The 15,480-nt window shown below is 45.5% G+C and carries 16 protein-coding genes; 3 read left to right on the top strand and 13 right to left on the bottom strand.

The window, feature by feature from the left end:
- Nucleotides 1–163: 163 nt before the first annotated feature.
- The 10 genes from AC1DOV_RS09725 to cymR form a co-directional block, all read right to left on the bottom strand.
- Nucleotides 164–475, bottom strand: coding sequence for a DUF1292 domain-containing protein (locus AC1DOV_RS09725; RefSeq protein WP_054027280.1), 312 nt, complete (start codon nucleotides 473–475; stop codon nucleotides 164–166).
- Nucleotides 475–771, bottom strand: coding sequence for a DUF1292 domain-containing protein (locus AC1DOV_RS09720; protein ID WP_076270813.1), 297 nt, complete (start codon nucleotides 769–771; stop codon nucleotides 475–477). Before AC1DOV_RS09720 ends, AC1DOV_RS09725 begins: the two co-directional genes overlap by 1 nt.
- 8 nt (nucleotides 772–779) lie before the next feature.
- Nucleotides 780–1,196, bottom strand: coding sequence for a Holliday junction resolvase RuvX (gene ruvX / locus AC1DOV_RS09715; RefSeq protein WP_076270814.1), 417 nt, complete (start codon nucleotides 1,194–1,196; stop codon nucleotides 780–782).
- Between the two features lie 121 nt (nucleotides 1,197–1,317).
- Nucleotides 1,318–1,584 carry an IreB family regulatory phosphoprotein gene (locus AC1DOV_RS09710; protein WP_076270873.1) on the bottom strand — a complete coding sequence of 89 codons (267 nt, stop codon included), beginning with the start codon at nucleotides 1,582–1,584 and terminating at the stop codon, nucleotides 1,318–1,320.
- 50 nt (nucleotides 1,585–1,634) lie between these two features.
- On the bottom strand, nucleotides 1,635–4,268 hold the full coding sequence (alaS, locus tag AC1DOV_RS09705; RefSeq protein WP_477528158.1) for an alanine--tRNA ligase: 2,634 nt from the start codon (nucleotides 4,266–4,268) through the stop codon (nucleotides 1,635–1,637).
- A gap of 355 nt (nucleotides 4,269–4,623) precedes the next feature.
- Nucleotides 4,624–5,694 (bottom strand): AI-2E family transporter, encoded by a 1,071-nt coding sequence (locus AC1DOV_RS09700; RefSeq protein WP_076270816.1) that lies wholly within the window; start codon nucleotides 5,692–5,694, stop codon nucleotides 4,624–4,626.
- A gap of 155 nt (nucleotides 5,695–5,849) precedes the next feature.
- Nucleotides 5,850–6,047 (bottom strand): hypothetical protein, encoded by a 198-nt coding sequence (locus AC1DOV_RS09695; RefSeq protein ID WP_054027275.1) that lies wholly within the window; start codon nucleotides 6,045–6,047, stop codon nucleotides 5,850–5,852.
- Nucleotides 6,048–6,060: 13 nt separating this feature from the next.
- On the bottom strand, nucleotides 6,061–6,597 hold the full coding sequence (locus AC1DOV_RS09690; RefSeq protein ID WP_083682557.1) for a PRC-barrel domain-containing protein: 537 nt from the start codon (nucleotides 6,595–6,597) through the stop codon (nucleotides 6,061–6,063).
- A 17-nt stretch (nucleotides 6,598–6,614) separates the two neighbouring features.
- Nucleotides 6,615–7,769, bottom strand: coding sequence for a cysteine desulfurase family protein (locus tag AC1DOV_RS09685; RefSeq protein WP_339207912.1), 1,155 nt, complete (start codon nucleotides 7,767–7,769; stop codon nucleotides 6,615–6,617).
- 12 nt (nucleotides 7,770–7,781) lie between these two features.
- Nucleotides 7,782–8,201 (bottom strand): cysteine metabolism transcriptional regulator CymR, encoded by a 420-nt coding sequence (cymR, locus tag AC1DOV_RS09680; RefSeq protein ID WP_054027272.1) that lies wholly within the window; start codon nucleotides 8,199–8,201, stop codon nucleotides 7,782–7,784.
- 201 nt (nucleotides 8,202–8,402) lie between these two features.
- On the opposite strand from cymR, the gene mnmA reads away from it, so the two are divergent.
- Complete coding sequence (gene mnmA / locus AC1DOV_RS09675) at nucleotides 8,403–9,536, top strand: tRNA 2-thiouridine(34) synthase MnmA (protein WP_441875841.1); 1,134 nt, start codon at nucleotides 8,403–8,405, stop codon at nucleotides 9,534–9,536.
- A gap of 71 nt (nucleotides 9,537–9,607) precedes the next feature.
- Here mnmA and AC1DOV_RS09670 read toward each other — a convergent pair whose 3' ends face one another.
- Nucleotides 9,608–10,948, bottom strand: a complete 1,341-nt coding sequence (locus AC1DOV_RS09670; protein ID WP_441875838.1) for a hemolysin family protein — start codon at nucleotides 10,946–10,948, stop codon at nucleotides 9,608–9,610.
- Between the two features lie 376 nt (nucleotides 10,949–11,324).
- On the opposite strand from AC1DOV_RS09670, the gene AC1DOV_RS09665 reads away from it, so the two are divergent.
- On the top strand, nucleotides 11,325–11,894 hold the full coding sequence (locus AC1DOV_RS09665) for a copper resistance CopC family protein (protein WP_430057775.1): 570 nt from the start codon (nucleotides 11,325–11,327) through the stop codon (nucleotides 11,892–11,894).
- Entirely contained in the window at nucleotides 11,894–12,979 is a 1,086-nt protein-coding gene (locus tag AC1DOV_RS09660; protein WP_076270821.1) for a copper resistance D family protein, read from the top strand. Before AC1DOV_RS09665 ends, AC1DOV_RS09660 begins: the two co-directional genes overlap by 1 nt.
- Before the next feature lie 97 nt (nucleotides 12,980–13,076).
- Here the strand turns inward: AC1DOV_RS09660 and AC1DOV_RS09655 are convergent, their stop codons facing one another.
- A complete protein-coding gene (locus tag AC1DOV_RS09655; protein ID WP_076270822.1) occupies nucleotides 13,077–14,384 on the bottom strand; it encodes a replication-associated recombination protein A in 1,308 nt (435 codons plus the stop codon).
- Nucleotides 14,385–14,708: 324 nt separating this feature from the next.
- Nucleotides 14,709–15,464 carry a tRNA threonylcarbamoyladenosine dehydratase gene (locus AC1DOV_RS09650; protein WP_441875835.1) on the bottom strand — a complete coding sequence of 252 codons (756 nt, stop codon included), beginning with the start codon at nucleotides 15,462–15,464 and terminating at the stop codon, nucleotides 14,709–14,711.
- Nucleotides 15,465–15,480 lie beyond the last annotated feature (16 nt).

The raw sequence follows: 15,480 nt of genomic DNA, 5'->3' as shown, positions 1-15,480 counted from the left end.
CGAAATGGCTGAGACCATCCTATGGTGGCTCAGCTGAAAATGCTGTTAAACAGGTCAATGAAGAGAATTACAACCGCATGTTTGAGTAATTAACGCTAAACATGGAACAAAAGAGCGGTTATTGGCCGCTCTCTCGTTAGATGCATATACATTAGACGACGTTTTATGGACGCTCGTCAGTAGCAAACAATAAATCATCGTACGCTTCTGATGCAGCTTCCCACTCTTCATCGTTTTCGATGTTTTCCAGCTGCGGTTCACCATCGACTTGAATGACGCGGAATAGCTCAACATCATCCTCGCCACGCATCGGATCCGATTGCAGGGCTGCATAAATGCGATCCCCTAGCTGAAACTCAGCTTTAATATCGTATACCTCTACGCTGCCGTCATCTGCTTCAAGCTCAATTTCATTGCCGAATGCCGCTCGTAGCGTATTCAGCTTCTTAGGTGCTTCATGCTCTGTGCCGGACATTAATTTTCTTCCTCCATCTCACCAAGGAGAGTGTTGAACGTTTCCTCAACCATATTCCATTCTTCTTCATCTTCAATGGTATACAGCTTCAGGTCATCGCCTTCTTCTTCATAACGGAAAGCATATACTTCATCTTCCTCGTCATTTTCTCCATGAAGCGGAACTACCATCATATATTTCTGATCGGAACCATCAACTTCAAATTTCATGATGACTTCGAATTCCTCTTCGTTTCCTTCTTCATCCGGGATATAAATAATTTCCGGCTCTTCGAATTCCAACTCTTCATTTGTCATGTTTACCCTCACCTTTTCGCTTTAGAATCGAGATAATTTTGCAAAATAAGCGTTGCCGCCATTTTGTCTATTACAAGCTTTCGCTTCTTCCGGCTGACGTCCGCTTCAATAAGCGTTCGTTCGGCAGCTACCGTTGTCAGCCTTTCGTCCCAAAGGTGAACAGGTATGTTTAGTTTCTGCTTAATCTGTTCTGCGAATTCTATACAAATTTCTCCACGTGGACCGATGGTGCCATTCATGTTTTTTGGAAGACCAACAACAATTTCACTAACCTCATGCTCCTTAACCAGATCGGCAATGCGGTCAAACTCACTATGGTCTCGCCTTCGTTCAATAACACCAGTTCCTTGCGCGGTCCAACGAAAAGCGTCGCTGACAGCAACTCCTATGTTGCGGTCACCGTAATCAAGTCCCATCAATCTCATGTCTTGTCCGGCTCCTGCCTCATTAGTTAAAATATAAGAATTTATAAGTTTATCTGCTTATAAACTGCTTATATTTCTCTGCGAAACGATAGCTAAGCCTCCTAAGGGGGGCTTTAGCCGTTTACGCTTGTTGTTTCTTATGGTTTAGATAAAACCGGACAAGCTCTTCGATTAATTCGTCTCGTTCCTTCTTGCGAATTAAACTCCTGGCGTTGTTATGCCGCGGAATATACGCGGGATCTCCGGACAGCAAATACCCAACGATCTGGTTAATCGGATTATACTCTTTCTCTAGAAGCGCTTCATGCACGGATAGCAGAATGTCTTGAGAAGATTCAACCCCCTCCGCCTTCACGTTAAATTTCATTGTTTTGTCCATGGAACTCATCGCCAGCACCTCGCTTTCCAAACCGCATTTCAATGAGATATACACTCATATCATATCACATTTGTTTGATTAAGAACTAGTTCTTCTGTAAGTTTCAATGCTTCATCCAACTTCGTTGTGTCTTTTCCGCCTGCTTGCGCCATATCTGGGCGTCCGCCGCCGCTGCCGCCGCAATGAATTGCAGCTTCTTTTACAATTTTGCCCGCATGGAAACCTTTTTTAATTAAATCTGCAGAAACGGCAGCTGCAAGGTTCACTTTGTCATCCGAAATCGCACCAAGCACGATAACACTTGACTCCAGCTTCAGCTTCAATTCATCAACTATGCCGCGAAGCGCGTCCATTGAAGGAGCATTCACTTTTGCGCAAAGGACAGTAATGCCATTCACTATTTTCGCGTTTTGCTCAAGTGATCCTGCTTCGATCCGGCTCAGCTTCGCTTGAAGTGATTCATTCTCGCGAGAGAATTCCTTCACTTGACCGAACAATGCTTCAATCCGTTTTGGCACATCATTTGCATTTGATTTCAGAAGTGCAGCCGATTGCTTAAGCAGGTCAAGCTGACCATCTAAATAGTTATACGCATGTTTACCCGTAACGGCTTCAATTCTTCGAACACCCGACCCAATACCGCTCTCGCTTAACAGCTTGAACAATCCGATTTGCGATGTATTGCTTACATGACAGCCTCCGCATAGCTCCAAGCTATAGCTGCCAACTTGAACCACACGAACCTCATCGCCGTATTTCTCGCCGAACAACGCCATCGCGCCCATCGCTTTAGCTTCATTCAATGATTTCGTTTCGATGGATACTGGAGTTCCGAGCCAAATTTGCTCATTGACGCGGCGTTCAATCGTCACTAGTTCTTCAGCAGTTATACTGCCAAAGTGCGAGAAGTCGAAGCGCAGGCGTTCAGCCTCTACCGAAGAGCCCGCTTGATTGACATGATCGCCAAGCACTTCTTTGAGCGCTTTATGAAGCAAATGCGTTGCCGTATGGTTTTTGATAATGTCATCGCGTACAGCTCTAGCAACGCTCGCCTCTACTGCTTCACCTGTACGAGCAGTACCTGAGGTAACAACAGCATGATGGACGCTTTGACCGTGCGGTGCTTTGGTTACTTCTTCAACCTGCAGCGTAAAGCCGTTGCCCGTAATCGTTCCTGTATCTCCGATTTGTCCGCCGCTTTCTGCATAGAAAGGTGTCCGATCCAATATTACAACGACTTTGCTGCCTTCTGGAGCCGATTCAACCAACAGATCCTCATGAACAATGGCAATGATTTTGGACTCAGTTACCAGTTCATTATAGCCAACAAACTCACTTTTAACCGTGAAATCGCCGAGCGGTCCGCCTTGAACCTTCATGCTTCCAGTATCTTGGCGAGCTGCGCGGGCACGGTCGCGCTGTGCTTCCATGGCTGCGTCGAATCCAGCACGATCAACCGTCATTCCATTTTCTGAAGCAAAGTCCTCCGTCAAATCGAAAGGAAAGCCGTAAGTATCATACAAGCGGAATGCATCATCGCCATTAATCTCTTTTTGGCCAGCTTTCGTACCAGCAGCTACCAGATCAGACAGCATAGATAGTCCATCGGACAATGTCTCATGGAAACGCTCTTCTTCCGTACGGATAACCCGCTCGATAAATTCACGCTTTTCTACAACCTCTGGATAATAAACGCCCATAACTTCGCCAACAATTGAAGTCAGCTCATGCAAAAACGGACGGTCGATTCCGATTGTTTTTCCGTAACGAACAGCTCTGCGAAGCAAACGGCGAATGATGTAGCCACGGCCTTCGTTAGAAGGCATTACGCCATCACCTACTGCGAACGCTACTGTACGAATATGATCGGCAATAACTTTAAGCGCAACATCATGCTCTTCATTCACTTTGTAGCTTACTTTCGCAATTTCACAAGTGCGGTCGATAATTGGACGGAATAAATCCGTATCAAAGTTCGAATCCACATCCTGCAATATAGAAGCAAAACGCTCAAGTCCTGCACCTGTATCGATGTTTTTGATTGGAAGCGGCGTGTAGCTGCCGTCTTTATTATGATTGAATTGTGAGAATACAACGTTCCAAACTTCTAGGAAACGCTCGTTCTCACCGCCTGGCCAGCATTCTGGGTCCGAAAGATCGCCATATTTGTCGCCGCGGTCATAGAAAATTTCTGTACAAGGTCCGCAAGGGCCCTCGCCAATATCCCAAAAATTTTCTTCCAGCTTATAAATCCGTTCAGCAGGAAGGCCAATTTTCGTATTCCAGAACTCGAATGCTTCTACATCTTCTGGATATACCGTTACCGACAAGCGATTAGGATCAAAACCAATCCATTTTGGCTCAGTCAGAAACTCCCATGCCCAAGTAATAGCTTCTTCCTTGAAGTAATCACCGATCGAGAAATTGCCCAGCATCTCGAAAAACGTATGATGACGGCGGGTTTTGCCTACGTTTTCGATATCATTCGTACGAATGCACTTCTGTGAATTCGTAATACGCGGGTTTTCTGGAACGATGCGTCCGTCAAAATAAGCCTTTAGCGGCGCCATACCTGCATTAATCCATAGCAAGGACGGGTCATTATGCGGTACAAGCGATGCACTTGGTTCAATTTTGTGGCCTTTGCTTTCAAAAAATGCAAGCCATTTTGCACGAATTTCACTAGCTTTCATTAGGATGAGCCCCCTTCAAATGATAAAACACAAAAAAAGCCCCTGTCATTGACAGGGACGAATAGAATCGCGGTACCACCCTGGTTATTGCCTCGCTGCAAACAGCTAGAGCAATCGCCTTCATTAGACATTAACGGGTCCAACCGGTGAAGTTCATTCACACTCCGAAAATAGCTTTCGGCCACTCTTCGTTATAAAAGCTCTCTCAACCGACGCGGCTGCTTATCGAAAAGCAAATGCGAAGAAGCTTTCTCTCTGGCTAACGGGCATTGGCTTACTTCATTTCATCAACGATTTATTCCCTTATAATTGACACTTGATTATTTTAAAATTATAGCCACAGCCTATCCGCCTGTCAAATAATCTTTCTTCGCACGTAGTAGGCGAACATATGCTGAATGATCACTTTGCAGGCTGCAAAAATAGGAACCGCCAAAATCATGCCAACAATGCCTGCAATCTCCCCTCCGACCAGCAATGCAAAAATGATCGACAAGGGATGCATATGGAGCGTACGGCCTACCACCTGTGGAGATATTACGTTGCCTTCGAGTATTTGGCACAGGGTGTTGATAATCGCGACAAGGATGACCATCTTAATGGAAACCGTAGATGCCATTAGTATTGCAGGTGCGGCTCCAAAAAAAGGACCGAGATACGGAATGACATTCGTTATCGCAACGATGCCGGCAAGGAGCAGCGCATAAGGCATACCGATCAACAGGTACCCGAAATAAGCAAGCACGCCAACGATAATACAAACCAAAAACTGTCCGCGAATATAGCTGCCGAGTGCCGTATCGATATCTTTAAGCAGCCTGACCGTGTTTTTGCGATGTGATTTGGGTACATACGTAATGACCGTTCTTTCAAACACATCAAAATCCTTTAATATATAGAAGGCGAGAAACGGAATAATGAACGCGATAAACACTGCATTTAACATGGACCCAATATTGTTAACAAAGTTGAACAAACTCTCCGACAGCTTTTTTTCCATATGCAAAAGTGACTTATTAAGCCCGCTTCGAATACTCTCCGGTAAAAAAGAAGTGTTGTTAATGTCCGTGACGATATTTTGAGCACGCATGGAAAGCTCAGGCACATGACGATTGATTTCCTGTACTTGTTCGATGAACATTGGAATCAAGTTAACGAGAATCACCGTAATGACTGCACAAAACACTGCATATATGAGCAGCACGGCAATCGTCCTAGGAACCTTCCGGTCATGCAGCATCGTAACGATCGGATTCAGCACATAAGAAATTATCATCGCGATTATAAATGGAGCAAAAACGGCTTTTACAAACACATATACGTTCACAATAAGCGGCTTTATAAGCAGCATAAGATAAATCGCAAGCAGACCCAATATGATGTAAACCAGCCAGACAAACAGACGGTTCTTCGTAAAGCGCTCCACCGTCCTCACCCCCGAACTTTCTTTATCCGCTTCGCTCTTAGCAAGACAAGCCGAACTAGTTCAGTATATGTACAAGCGCCCTAAATCATCCTATAACAGCAAAAAAAAGACGGCCGAAGACCGTCTTTTGATATTCAAGTTTATAGCAACGCACGTCAGTTGACGTGAACTTGTGTAATTTCTTCCTCAAAGAACAAGTCGTCGAGTGAGCTTAACGTGCCATCCTCTTCCACTTGGTAAACCGACATTTTGTCGCCGTTAACCGTCAGTTCAATGAAGCAGCCCCAGCAATAAAACTGGTGGGAACCGATCTTTCCGATATCTTTCGAATTACAATTCGGACATCTCATCATCTTTCATTTCTCCCTATCCTCTGAAATTGGAAGCTGCGACAGGCTCCAATTCCGCTTCACTGACAGCAGGAACAATAATCGCGTCTTCCCCGAGTAATACGCTATCCGGATCACTCGGCGCCTTCAGCCATCTGCGCCCTTCCATCAGATCCGAAACAAAACCGTCCGTAAGCTCGTAGCCTATTATTTGTGTACCCTCTTTTGGGTAAAAATAAACATCCGACACTCTGCCAAGTTGAATACCTTGTACAGTTACGACGGGCAGATCCTTTAATTTCACTAATCCTGTGTCATAAGAACGTAGCAATTGCTTCGACTTCATCCGAACGATCGCTGCTTCACTTGCTATAATAACGGTGTCCTCTCCGCAAGATATCACGTGAGTCCACTCCACTATTTTTACGGAGGAAGCAAACCACTTGGGACAATCGAGTATTAGCCCTTTCAGCTGCCAATGCTCATCGAACCAGGCGTCCTTGACAGTTCCAACAAGTTTGCCGGAATGGATAACGATTACGGGTAGTCCAATAAGCCGTTGAAGTTTGATCACGCTTAGCTGGAGTCCTCCTAGTAGTTATTACGAATACGCCTCACGATTGTTCCAACTTTTTGTGCGGCATCTTCTAATTCCTCCAAAGTATTCCCCAAACCAAAGCTAAATCTTACAGCAGAATTAATTTGTTCCTCGGGCAATTGCATTGCTCGAAGTACATGTGAGCGTTCAAGCGCGCCGGAGGTACAAGCAGAACCGCTTGCTGCTGCGATACCTTCCATATCCAAATTCATGAGCATCGTTTCCGTATCGACACCAATAAAGCTGATATTTACGATATGCGGCAAATAGTGCTGCTCCGAGCCATTTATAACGATAGGCACTTCAACATGGTTGTGAAGCAGTTCTATCCATCTCTTACGAAGCTCGTCCATAAAAAGTTGCTTATTTTCTCGCTCGTTCACACAAATGTCAACTGCGGCAGCAAACCCGACGATCCCCGCAATATTTTCTGTCCCTGCACGCCGCTTTCTCTCTTGAGATCCACCATGCTGTAGAGCGTCAATCGGCGTACCGTTAGCCACATAAAGTGCGCCAACACCTTGAGGACCGTTGATCTTATGGGCGGAGAAGCTCATCAAATCAACTGGCAGCTCATTGAGCCTATACTCGAATGAGCCCAAAGCTTGAACTGCATCCACATGAAAAACAGCACCGCCAGCTCTAGCTATGCGCCCTATTTCTTCAATCGGCTGAATCGTTCCAACCTCGTTATTTCCATGCATGATGCTAATAAGGCCTGTTTCTGGGGTCATGGCTTCTTGAACAAGCTCTGGTGATGTTCGTCCAAAGCTATCAATAGGTAGTACGGTTAGGGAGAAACCTTCTTCCTTAACCAGCCATTCGCATGTATGAAGAACAGCGTGATGTTCACCCGCTGAAGTTATAATATGTGATTTGCCTCGTTTACGCTGTGCTCTAGCAGCCCCAATTAGAGCGGCATTATCGCTTTCCGTTCCACCTGAGGTAAATAATAATTGTCCCGGCTTGCAGCCTATTGCTGCTGAAATGAGATCTCGTGATCGATTTAACTGATGCTTGGCCGCTCTTCCAAAAGCATGCATACTAGACGAATTGCCGCCGGAGCCTTGCATTACCTCAAGCATCGCTTGGATGACTTTCGGATGCATAGGTGTAGTGGCGGCATGATCAAAATAATGATTTGTCATAGGTCGGCTTCCTTAAATATAGAACATATAGCTATCAGGTTTGCCAGCATCTTCGAAATTAATTAGATCTGCAAGCGTAGTCGAATCTAATACTTCTGCAATACTGTCTCTAATGCGCAGCCAAAGCTGACGTTTAGCCGGATCGTCTTCTTCTGTAAAGTCTACAGGCGAAATCGGGCCTTCAAGAATTCGAATAATATCCCCAGACGTAATTGTTTCCGGATCCTTCGATAAAATATAACCGCCATAAGCTCCGCGAATACTTTTCACAAGACCAGCATTTCTAAGGGGTGCTACTAATTGCTCCAAATAGTGCTCGGAAAGCTGATTTCGTTCAGCGATACTCTTGAGCGAAGTCGGGCCTTCACCAAATTTAGCCGCAAGCTCCATCATAATTGTTAAGCCATAACGGCCTTTCGTCGATATTTTCAAAGTGGCACCTCTTTTATTGTTTTTAGTATTGATTTATGATTGTGTCTTCCTCATTGGTTGTTAATTCTCTGTATTCCCATTTCACTTATATGTTAACATATCGAGCGGGCGGAGTGTGCAAAAAGGTTGACATCTTCATGAAAAAGTTTGCAGCCTATGTTACAATAATAAATGTTTGATTCAAGCAAGGTGGTGTTTACGATGGAAAAACCAAAAGCTTCGACAAGAGTTGTCGTCGGGATGTCAGGCGGCGTCGATTCCTCCGTCACTGCACTGCTGCTAAAGCAGCAAGGGTATGACGTTGTCGGCATTTTTATGAAAAACTGGGATGATACCGATGAATTCGGTCATTGCACGGCGGAAGAGGATTCTGAAGATGTACGCCGCGTATGTGAACAAATTGGCATTCCCTACTATACCGTGAATTTTGAACGGCAATATTTTGACAAGGTATTCACTTACTTTCTAGATGAGTACAAGCGCGGGCGTACGCCTAACCCAGACGTTATGTGCAACCGCGAGATTAAATTTGGCGACTTCCTGCAGCGCGCCTTGGAGCTTGGAGCGGATTATTTGGCAACAGGCCATTATGCTCAAGTAGAACGTACCGAGGATGGCACAACGAAGCTCATTCGCGGAGTCGATTCAAATAAAGATCAGACGTACTTCCTTAGTGCTCTTAATCAGAAGCAGCTGGCTAAAGCGATGTTCCCGATTGGGCATCTGCCGAAGCCTGAAGTACGCCGAATTGCTGAAGAAGCTGGCCTTTATACCGCTAAGAAAAAAGACAGCACAGGCGTTTGCTTCATCGGGGAACGCAATTTCAAAACCTTCCTTAGCGGCTATCTTCCCGCTCAAGCCGGCGATATGATTGATATTAGAAACGGCGAGAAAAAAGGTCGTCACGACGGACTGATGTATTACACGCTCGGCCAGCGCCAAGGACTTGGCATTGGCGGATCAGGTTCCGGCGAGCCTTGGTTCGTAGCGGACAAGGATTTGGAGAAAAACATTCTTTATGTTGTACAGGGAGAGCAGCATGCCAGCCTTTACTCTGAGAGCTTGACGGCAACTGGAATGAACTGGATTCTACCAGTAAAAAGCGGAGATACCATTCGCTGCACCGCCAAATTCCGTTATCGCCAGCCCGATCAAGGCGTCAGCGTAACGATTGGCGAAGATGGAAACGCGCATATCGTGTTTGACAAGCCTCAGAAAGCCATTACACCTGGACAAGCTGTCGTACTCTACGACGTCAACGTTTGCCTTGGCGGAGGCACGATCGATAAAGTTAAGAAAGTCGATCCTGCTGCTGATTTTGCAAAGCGAGCATAACAACACGAAAAGCTGCCTGAAGCATCCGCTAATGATGCATTAGGCAGCTTTTTTGATTAAAACGTTCATTTTCAGCCAAAATATTGGCCGTTCTGTCCTTTTTTTCTCTCGCCAATCTTTCGAATCAGAAGCCTGGAGATCCGAAGATGATCCGTCTCTTCAATAATGAATTCATATTCTCCAGCGTGATCGACACGCTGATTATTGACAGGAGGTATGTTTATTTTGGAATACATCCAGCCCCCGATTGTATCATAATCATCCGTTTCGATATCGAGATTGAAGAAGCTGTTGACTTCCTCGATCAGCATGAGACCGCTAATGGAGTAGGTATTGTCGTCTTTTTTCTCAAGAGGCTCTCGTTCCTCGTCAAATTCATCTTGAATTTCGCCGACGATTTCCTCCATAATATCCTCCAGCGTTACTAAGCCGGAAGTGCCGCCGTACTCGTCAATCAAAATAGCAATTTGCGACTTTCGTTTTTGCATCAGCTTCAGTAGTGTACTAATTTGCATCGATTCGGGTACTGTCGTAATCGGTCTCGTAATTTGCCTTATATCCTGCAGATTGTGCATCGTGTCCTTCAGTAAATCCTTGATATGCACGAACCCAATGATATTGTCCTTGTCATTCTCACAAACCGGATAACGCGTCAGCATTTGCTCCAGCGCAATTTTTTTATTGTCGGCTAAAGTGCAGCTTGTATTCAGGCATATCATTTCTGTTCGAGGAATCATAATTTCACGCGCATTCGTCTCGGCAAAATCAAAAATGTTATCAACAAGCGTTAGCTCCATATTATCTATTAAACCGTTTTTGTGGCTCTCCTTCATCAAAATCCGAATTTCATCCTCCGTGTGCGCCGAATCCTTCTCGGTCACAGGCTCAATTCCAATTTTTCTAAGAAGCAAATTGGCTACCCCGTTAAATAACCAAATAAAGGGAAACATAATCTTATAAAAACAAACGAGCGGCAACGCTGTCAATCGCGTAATGGATTCAGCTTTGCGGATTGCAATCGTTTTTGGCGCCAGCTCTCCAAGTACTATTTGCAGCATCGTAATGAGAATAAAGGCAAGCAAAAATGAAAAGGTATGAACAAACCATTCACTGCGAATGCCGATGAAAGCCATAGCAGGCTTGATCACATTTGCAATAGCTGGACCGCCAACCCATCCGAGGCCAAGCGAAGCAAGCGTAATACCAAGCTGGCACGCAGATAAATAAGCATCTAAATTGCCTGTCATATGAGAGGCAAGCTTTGCTCTCGAATCACCATCTGCGATTATTGTATCTAAGCGGCTTCCTCTTACCTTCACCATTGCAAACTCGGCAGCAACAAAAAAACTGTTCATCATGATAAAAACAAAAATAAGCAGCAGAGACAAGCTGGTCGGTAATGGGTCAATCACTGGATTCCTGTCCTCCGCAAGAAATGAAACGGGATGCGATGACAGGTGCACCTCCTTTTGGAACAAAGATACGGCAATCTTTGTGTAGTGTGAGATCTCTCCTAGATGACAAACCGCCGCGTCAAACGGTAAAGCATACGAGCCATACCGCTCTCAAGACTGTAATTATGTCTATTCGCCATAGGCTAGCACTTATACGCGGATTTCCAGTCTTTCTAAGCGTTTTTTATAGGAAGCATCAAACGATCTTCAACAAATGTTCACTAAGCCGCAATGAATTGATCATTTTATTTGGCGCAACAGCGAATTGGAATCTGTTATAATGCAATGAGCTTACTAAGTAGGCTCGTTACAAAAATATGTAGGAGGTTTAAAAATGAAACGAATATTGCTTATTTTTCTTGCCGCTCTATGGCTCGTTCCGGGCGTAGCGATGGCCCATTCCAAACTAGAAAGCGCGGTGCCTGCGCGAGATGCGACGGTCGCTGCCTCACCAGAGCGTATAGAGATGACATTTAACACAAAGATCGAGAAGCTTAGTAATTTTAAAATATTAAATGCTGCTGGCGAGGAAATGGAAAAAGAAAAGGTCGAGGTTGACGGCATGACAATGACCGGATCAGTACCTAATGCTTTGCCTAATGGTATTTATACAGTTAAGTGGGTCATTATCGGAGCGGATGGTCATTCGGTGGAAGGCGATTATTCGTTTACTGTAGAAGCGCCTGTTGTTACTGAACAACCAAGCGAAGAACCAACAGCTACAGCTACTGAAGCACCAGCAGAGACAACGGCTCCTACTCCTTCTCCTGATGCTAGCACTAATACTGACGGAGGAAGCAGTGAAGCTACAACTAATGATGCTGGGACAAACTATACTCCTTATGTCGTTATCGGTGTCATTATCGTAGCAGCAGTTCTCTTATTCATGCGGAGGCGCAAATAATGATCTATATCAGCGAAGGCCTTCTATACATTTGCTTCGCCATTTTAACGGGCACCTTTCTATTGCGGCTTGTACCGGAGGACAGAAGGCCTTCCGTTCATGTACCGCATGGCCTGCTGCTCGCATGCGCAGTAGCAATACCGTTCTTATCCTACGTTCCTATTCATAAGCTTGCTATCGTATTTGCCAAAGATTTTGACATGAGCTACGGCGCTATTTTAAAGAGCATCCTGCTCGATGTTAATACAGGCAAAGCGTGGGTATGGACAACCATCGGATCAGCTGGACTCGCTTTTCTACTAGGGCTTAAAGCATTCCGGGGCGATAAGCATATGCCTAAGGTAGCTTTGTTTGTTACCTTTTTGCTAATTGTGTGGCTGGGTTATGCAGGACATGCTTCATCCTTGTATGGATTTAAAGGTTTAATTACACATTCTGCTCATTTTCTCGCAGTCAGCGTATGGATCGGCATTTTGTTTGTGATCAGTTGGTTTTCCAAAGACGATGCCAATTGGAATGCATTTCTGCGTTGGTTTTCGCCAGTAGCCATCGTTTCTGTTGTTGTAACTCTTCTTGCCGGCATTACGCTTATGTCATTCACAACTCCAGAATATGTAAACTCATGGATGCTTCCCTACGGTCAGATGCTGCTGATTAAACATCTACTGATTTTGCCTCTACTGCTGTTTGCTTTCTCAAATGGCTTCGGATACAAAAAAATAGCAAAAACCAATCCGAATTTCAATCCAAGACGCTGGCTAAAAGCAGAAAGCTTCATTGCTTTGCTCGTGCTTGCAGCCACAGGTGTGCTTGGTCAGCAAGCACCACCGCATAAGGTGAAGGAGACACTGCAATCGGAATCACCTTCTCCATTTTTCACTTCAATTTACAAAGGAAACTTCAGCCCTGACATCAGCTTGAAATTCACGCTGAACATGGAGTGCCTGCTTATGCTTGCGGCAGCTGCACTAATGGCGGTCGGTCTGCTTTGGATGTATCGCGTAAATAAGCTTATGCCAGCTTTTGTAATGGGTATTTTGACAGTGGTATTCGGCTATTTCGGCCTGATGTTTGCGATTGCTTAAAAGAATAACAAGAAAAACTCCTGCTAATATGGAGGTAAGCTTAGGAATGAGCTTACCTCCATCAAATTAGCAGGAGTTTTTTTTATTAATTTTCTTATCATTTACCTTGGCGTTTTTGCTGATTTTGCCTTATTTTATCTTCCATCCCTTGCTCGGTAGCCTTATAAAAGGTCATTCCCCCAAGCGTATTCGGCAAATATTGCTGCTTTACATAATGGTTCGGGAAATCATGCGGATATTGATACCCCTCGTGGCCAAGCTGCTGCGCCCCTTTGTAGTGGGTGTCGCGCAAATGCAGCGGTACCTCTGCACCGCCTGCTCGCTCGATTGCCGCCTCTGCATTGCCGATTGCAATGGCAGTAGCATTCGACTTAGGACTCTCTACCGCGAACAGAATCGCTTGTGAGATGTTATATTTCGCTTCAGGCCAGCCTATCTTATGATAGGCATCCATCGCTGTAACCGCTTGAATCATTGCTTGTGGATTAGCAAGTCCAATATCTTCGCTGCATGCCACAATCAGCCTGCGGATAAACGTCATCGGGTCCATGCCCAGCTTCTCCACAGCATATAAAAACCAAAATAACGCTGCGTCGCTTGAACCTCTTACACTTTTGTGAAACGCCGACAGCACATCATATTGTGTAGATAGGTCTGCGCGAATGGACGGCTTCCTTATGGACTCTTGAGCCACCTCAAGCGTCAACCGGACAGAACCATCCATCTCAGACGGCGTTGTCACCGCAGCCAGCTCAAGCGCATTAAGCGCCCTGCGGATGTCTCCGCCAGCCATTGCAGCGATATGCCGCAGCGCATCCTCATCTACTTGCAAATCCATAAAGCCTAAACCCCGCTCACGATCGGCTAGTGCTCTTATCATCGCCTCATAGGCGTGCTCCTCGCCAAGCGCTTCGAGTTGAAACAAGGTTGAACGTGACAATAGAGCCCCATTCACATGATGAAATGGATTTTCTGTTGTCGCCCCTATAAAAATAATAATGCCCTGCTCGACAGCAGGAAGCAGCGCATCCTGCCTAGCTGTATTAAAGCGATGCACCTCATCTAGAAAAAGCGTCGTCTTCTTGCCGTACATCGCTTTGTTGGTACGAGCCTGCTCGATAACTTCACGTACATCTTTTACCGACGCATCTACCGCGTTCAGCTTCACGAACTCGCCTGCTGTCCGCAAAGATATAATATGTGCAAGCGTCGTTTTACCGCAGCCCGGCGGACCATACAACAAAATTGACGACACTTGATCGCCTTCAATAGCCCGCCGCAGCAGCTTACCCGTTCCTACTATATGCTCTTGCCCGATATATTCGTCTAATGTTTGCGGCCGCATGCGATCTGCAAGCAGCCTGGCGCGAGGCGCTTCTTCCTCTTGATATGAAAATAAATCCATTCTGCTCCCCAACCTTCTGCCATCTGTTACTCCGATCATAGCATACAAGCACATTTGTTCGCCAGAAATGATGTGCTTGTATGCTAATCGCCGAAGCGTCCACGGCTTCGCTGTCTTTTCTGTTGCTATGTAAAGTGTTGAATCGATTTATTTTGTATTTCAGACAAATTGGAAGCAAGTTCATTCCTTTTTATGCTAGCATCATATAAAATAGCCGATTCGTAAAAAAGCTGAATACGCTTTTTTTCAAATCGGCTATTGTTTTGCTTCTTATTTGTCGAGTGGAGATCTATGGCCTCTCACCAGCTTACCGACAGTTATCGTTTACACCTCAATGCCGCCAGCAGCAAGCAAATCCTTCACGACGACACTAACCATGATCAGCCCCGCTACCGGCGGAACAAATGCATTGCTGGCCGGAGGCTGCTTCGCTTTGCGAATGTCAGGCGCATTCTCGGGAACGATTTTTTTCGTAACATCCTCACGCGGCTTCATTGGCAGCTCCGTTGAGAATACTACCTTAACGCCGCGTTTGATGCCTTCCTTACGAAGCTTAGTACGGATAACCCTTGCTAAAGGATCGGTATGTGTCTGCGAAATATCGACAACCTGAAATTTCGTCGGGTCCATCTTATTTGCTGCGCCCATACTAGAAATAATCGAAATTTTTCTTTCGAGACATTGCTTGATCAAATGAATCTTATACGAAATCGTATCGGACGCATCCACAACATAATCAAGCGGGTACTCGAAAAACTGTTCAAATGTTTCTTCCGTATAAAACATACGCAGGGCAATGACATCACATTCAGGATTAATCAGCTTAATCCGATCGCGCATTAGCTCTGATTTTACTTGCCCCACTGTTGTTGTGAGCGCATGTATCTGACGATTAACGTTCGTAATATCTACAACGTCCTTGTCAACGAGTATAATACGTCCAACTCCGGTGCGTGCAAGCGCCTCAGCTGCAATGCCGCCAACGCCTCCGATGCCGAGCACGGCAACCGTGCTCCCCTTCATTAGCGCTAGCCCCTCTGGCCCAATAGCCAGCTCTGTTCGTGAAAATTGGTGAAGCATCCGGCCGCCGCCTCCT

This window comes from Paenibacillus sp. 01T47 (genome assembly GCF_056398245.1).
The sequence above is the reverse complement of the archived record's forward strand: the minus strand, read 5'-3'. Positions and strand labels throughout refer to the sequence as shown.

Bases quoted from the DNA above. Each gene is read 5' to 3' on its own strand.
- alaS (WP_477528158.1), bottom strand. From the start codon at position 4,268: ATGAAAGCTAGTGAAATTCGTGCAAAATGGCTTGCATTTTTTGAAAGC.
- AC1DOV_RS09655 (WP_076270822.1), bottom strand. From the start codon at position 14,384: ATGGATTTATTTTCATATCAAGAGGAAGAAGCGCCTCGCGCCAGGCTG.
- AC1DOV_RS09720 (WP_076270813.1), bottom strand. From the start codon at position 771: ATGACAAATGAAGAGTTGGAATTCGAAGAGCCGGAAATTATTTATATC.
- AC1DOV_RS09695 (WP_054027275.1), bottom strand. From the start codon at position 6,047: ATGATGAGATGTCCGAATTGTAATTCGAAAGATATCGGAAAGATCGGT.
- AC1DOV_RS09710 (WP_076270873.1), bottom strand. From the start codon at position 1,584: ATGAGTTCCATGGACAAAACAATGAAATTTAACGTGAAGGCGGAGGGG.
- AC1DOV_RS09685 (WP_339207912.1), bottom strand. From the start codon at position 7,769: ATGACAAATCATTATTTTGATCATGCCGCCACTACACCTATGCATCCG.
- AC1DOV_RS09725 (WP_054027280.1), bottom strand. From the start codon at position 475: ATGTCCGGCACAGAGCATGAAGCACCTAAGAAGCTGAATACGCTACGA.
- AC1DOV_RS09650 (WP_441875835.1), bottom strand. From the start codon at position 15,464: ATGCTTCACCAATTTTCACGAACAGAGCTGGCTATTGGGCCAGAGGGG.
- ruvX (WP_076270814.1), bottom strand. From the start codon at position 1,196: ATGAGATTGATGGGACTTGATTACGGTGACCGCAACATAGGAGTTGCT.
- AC1DOV_RS09660 (WP_076270821.1), top strand. From the start codon at position 11,894: ATGATCTATATCAGCGAAGGCCTTCTATACATTTGCTTCGCCATTTTA.
- AC1DOV_RS09665 (WP_430057775.1), top strand. From the start codon at position 11,325: ATGAAACGAATATTGCTTATTTTTCTTGCCGCTCTATGGCTCGTTCCG.
- mnmA (WP_441875841.1), top strand. From the start codon at position 8,403: ATGGAAAAACCAAAAGCTTCGACAAGAGTTGTCGTCGGGATGTCAGGC.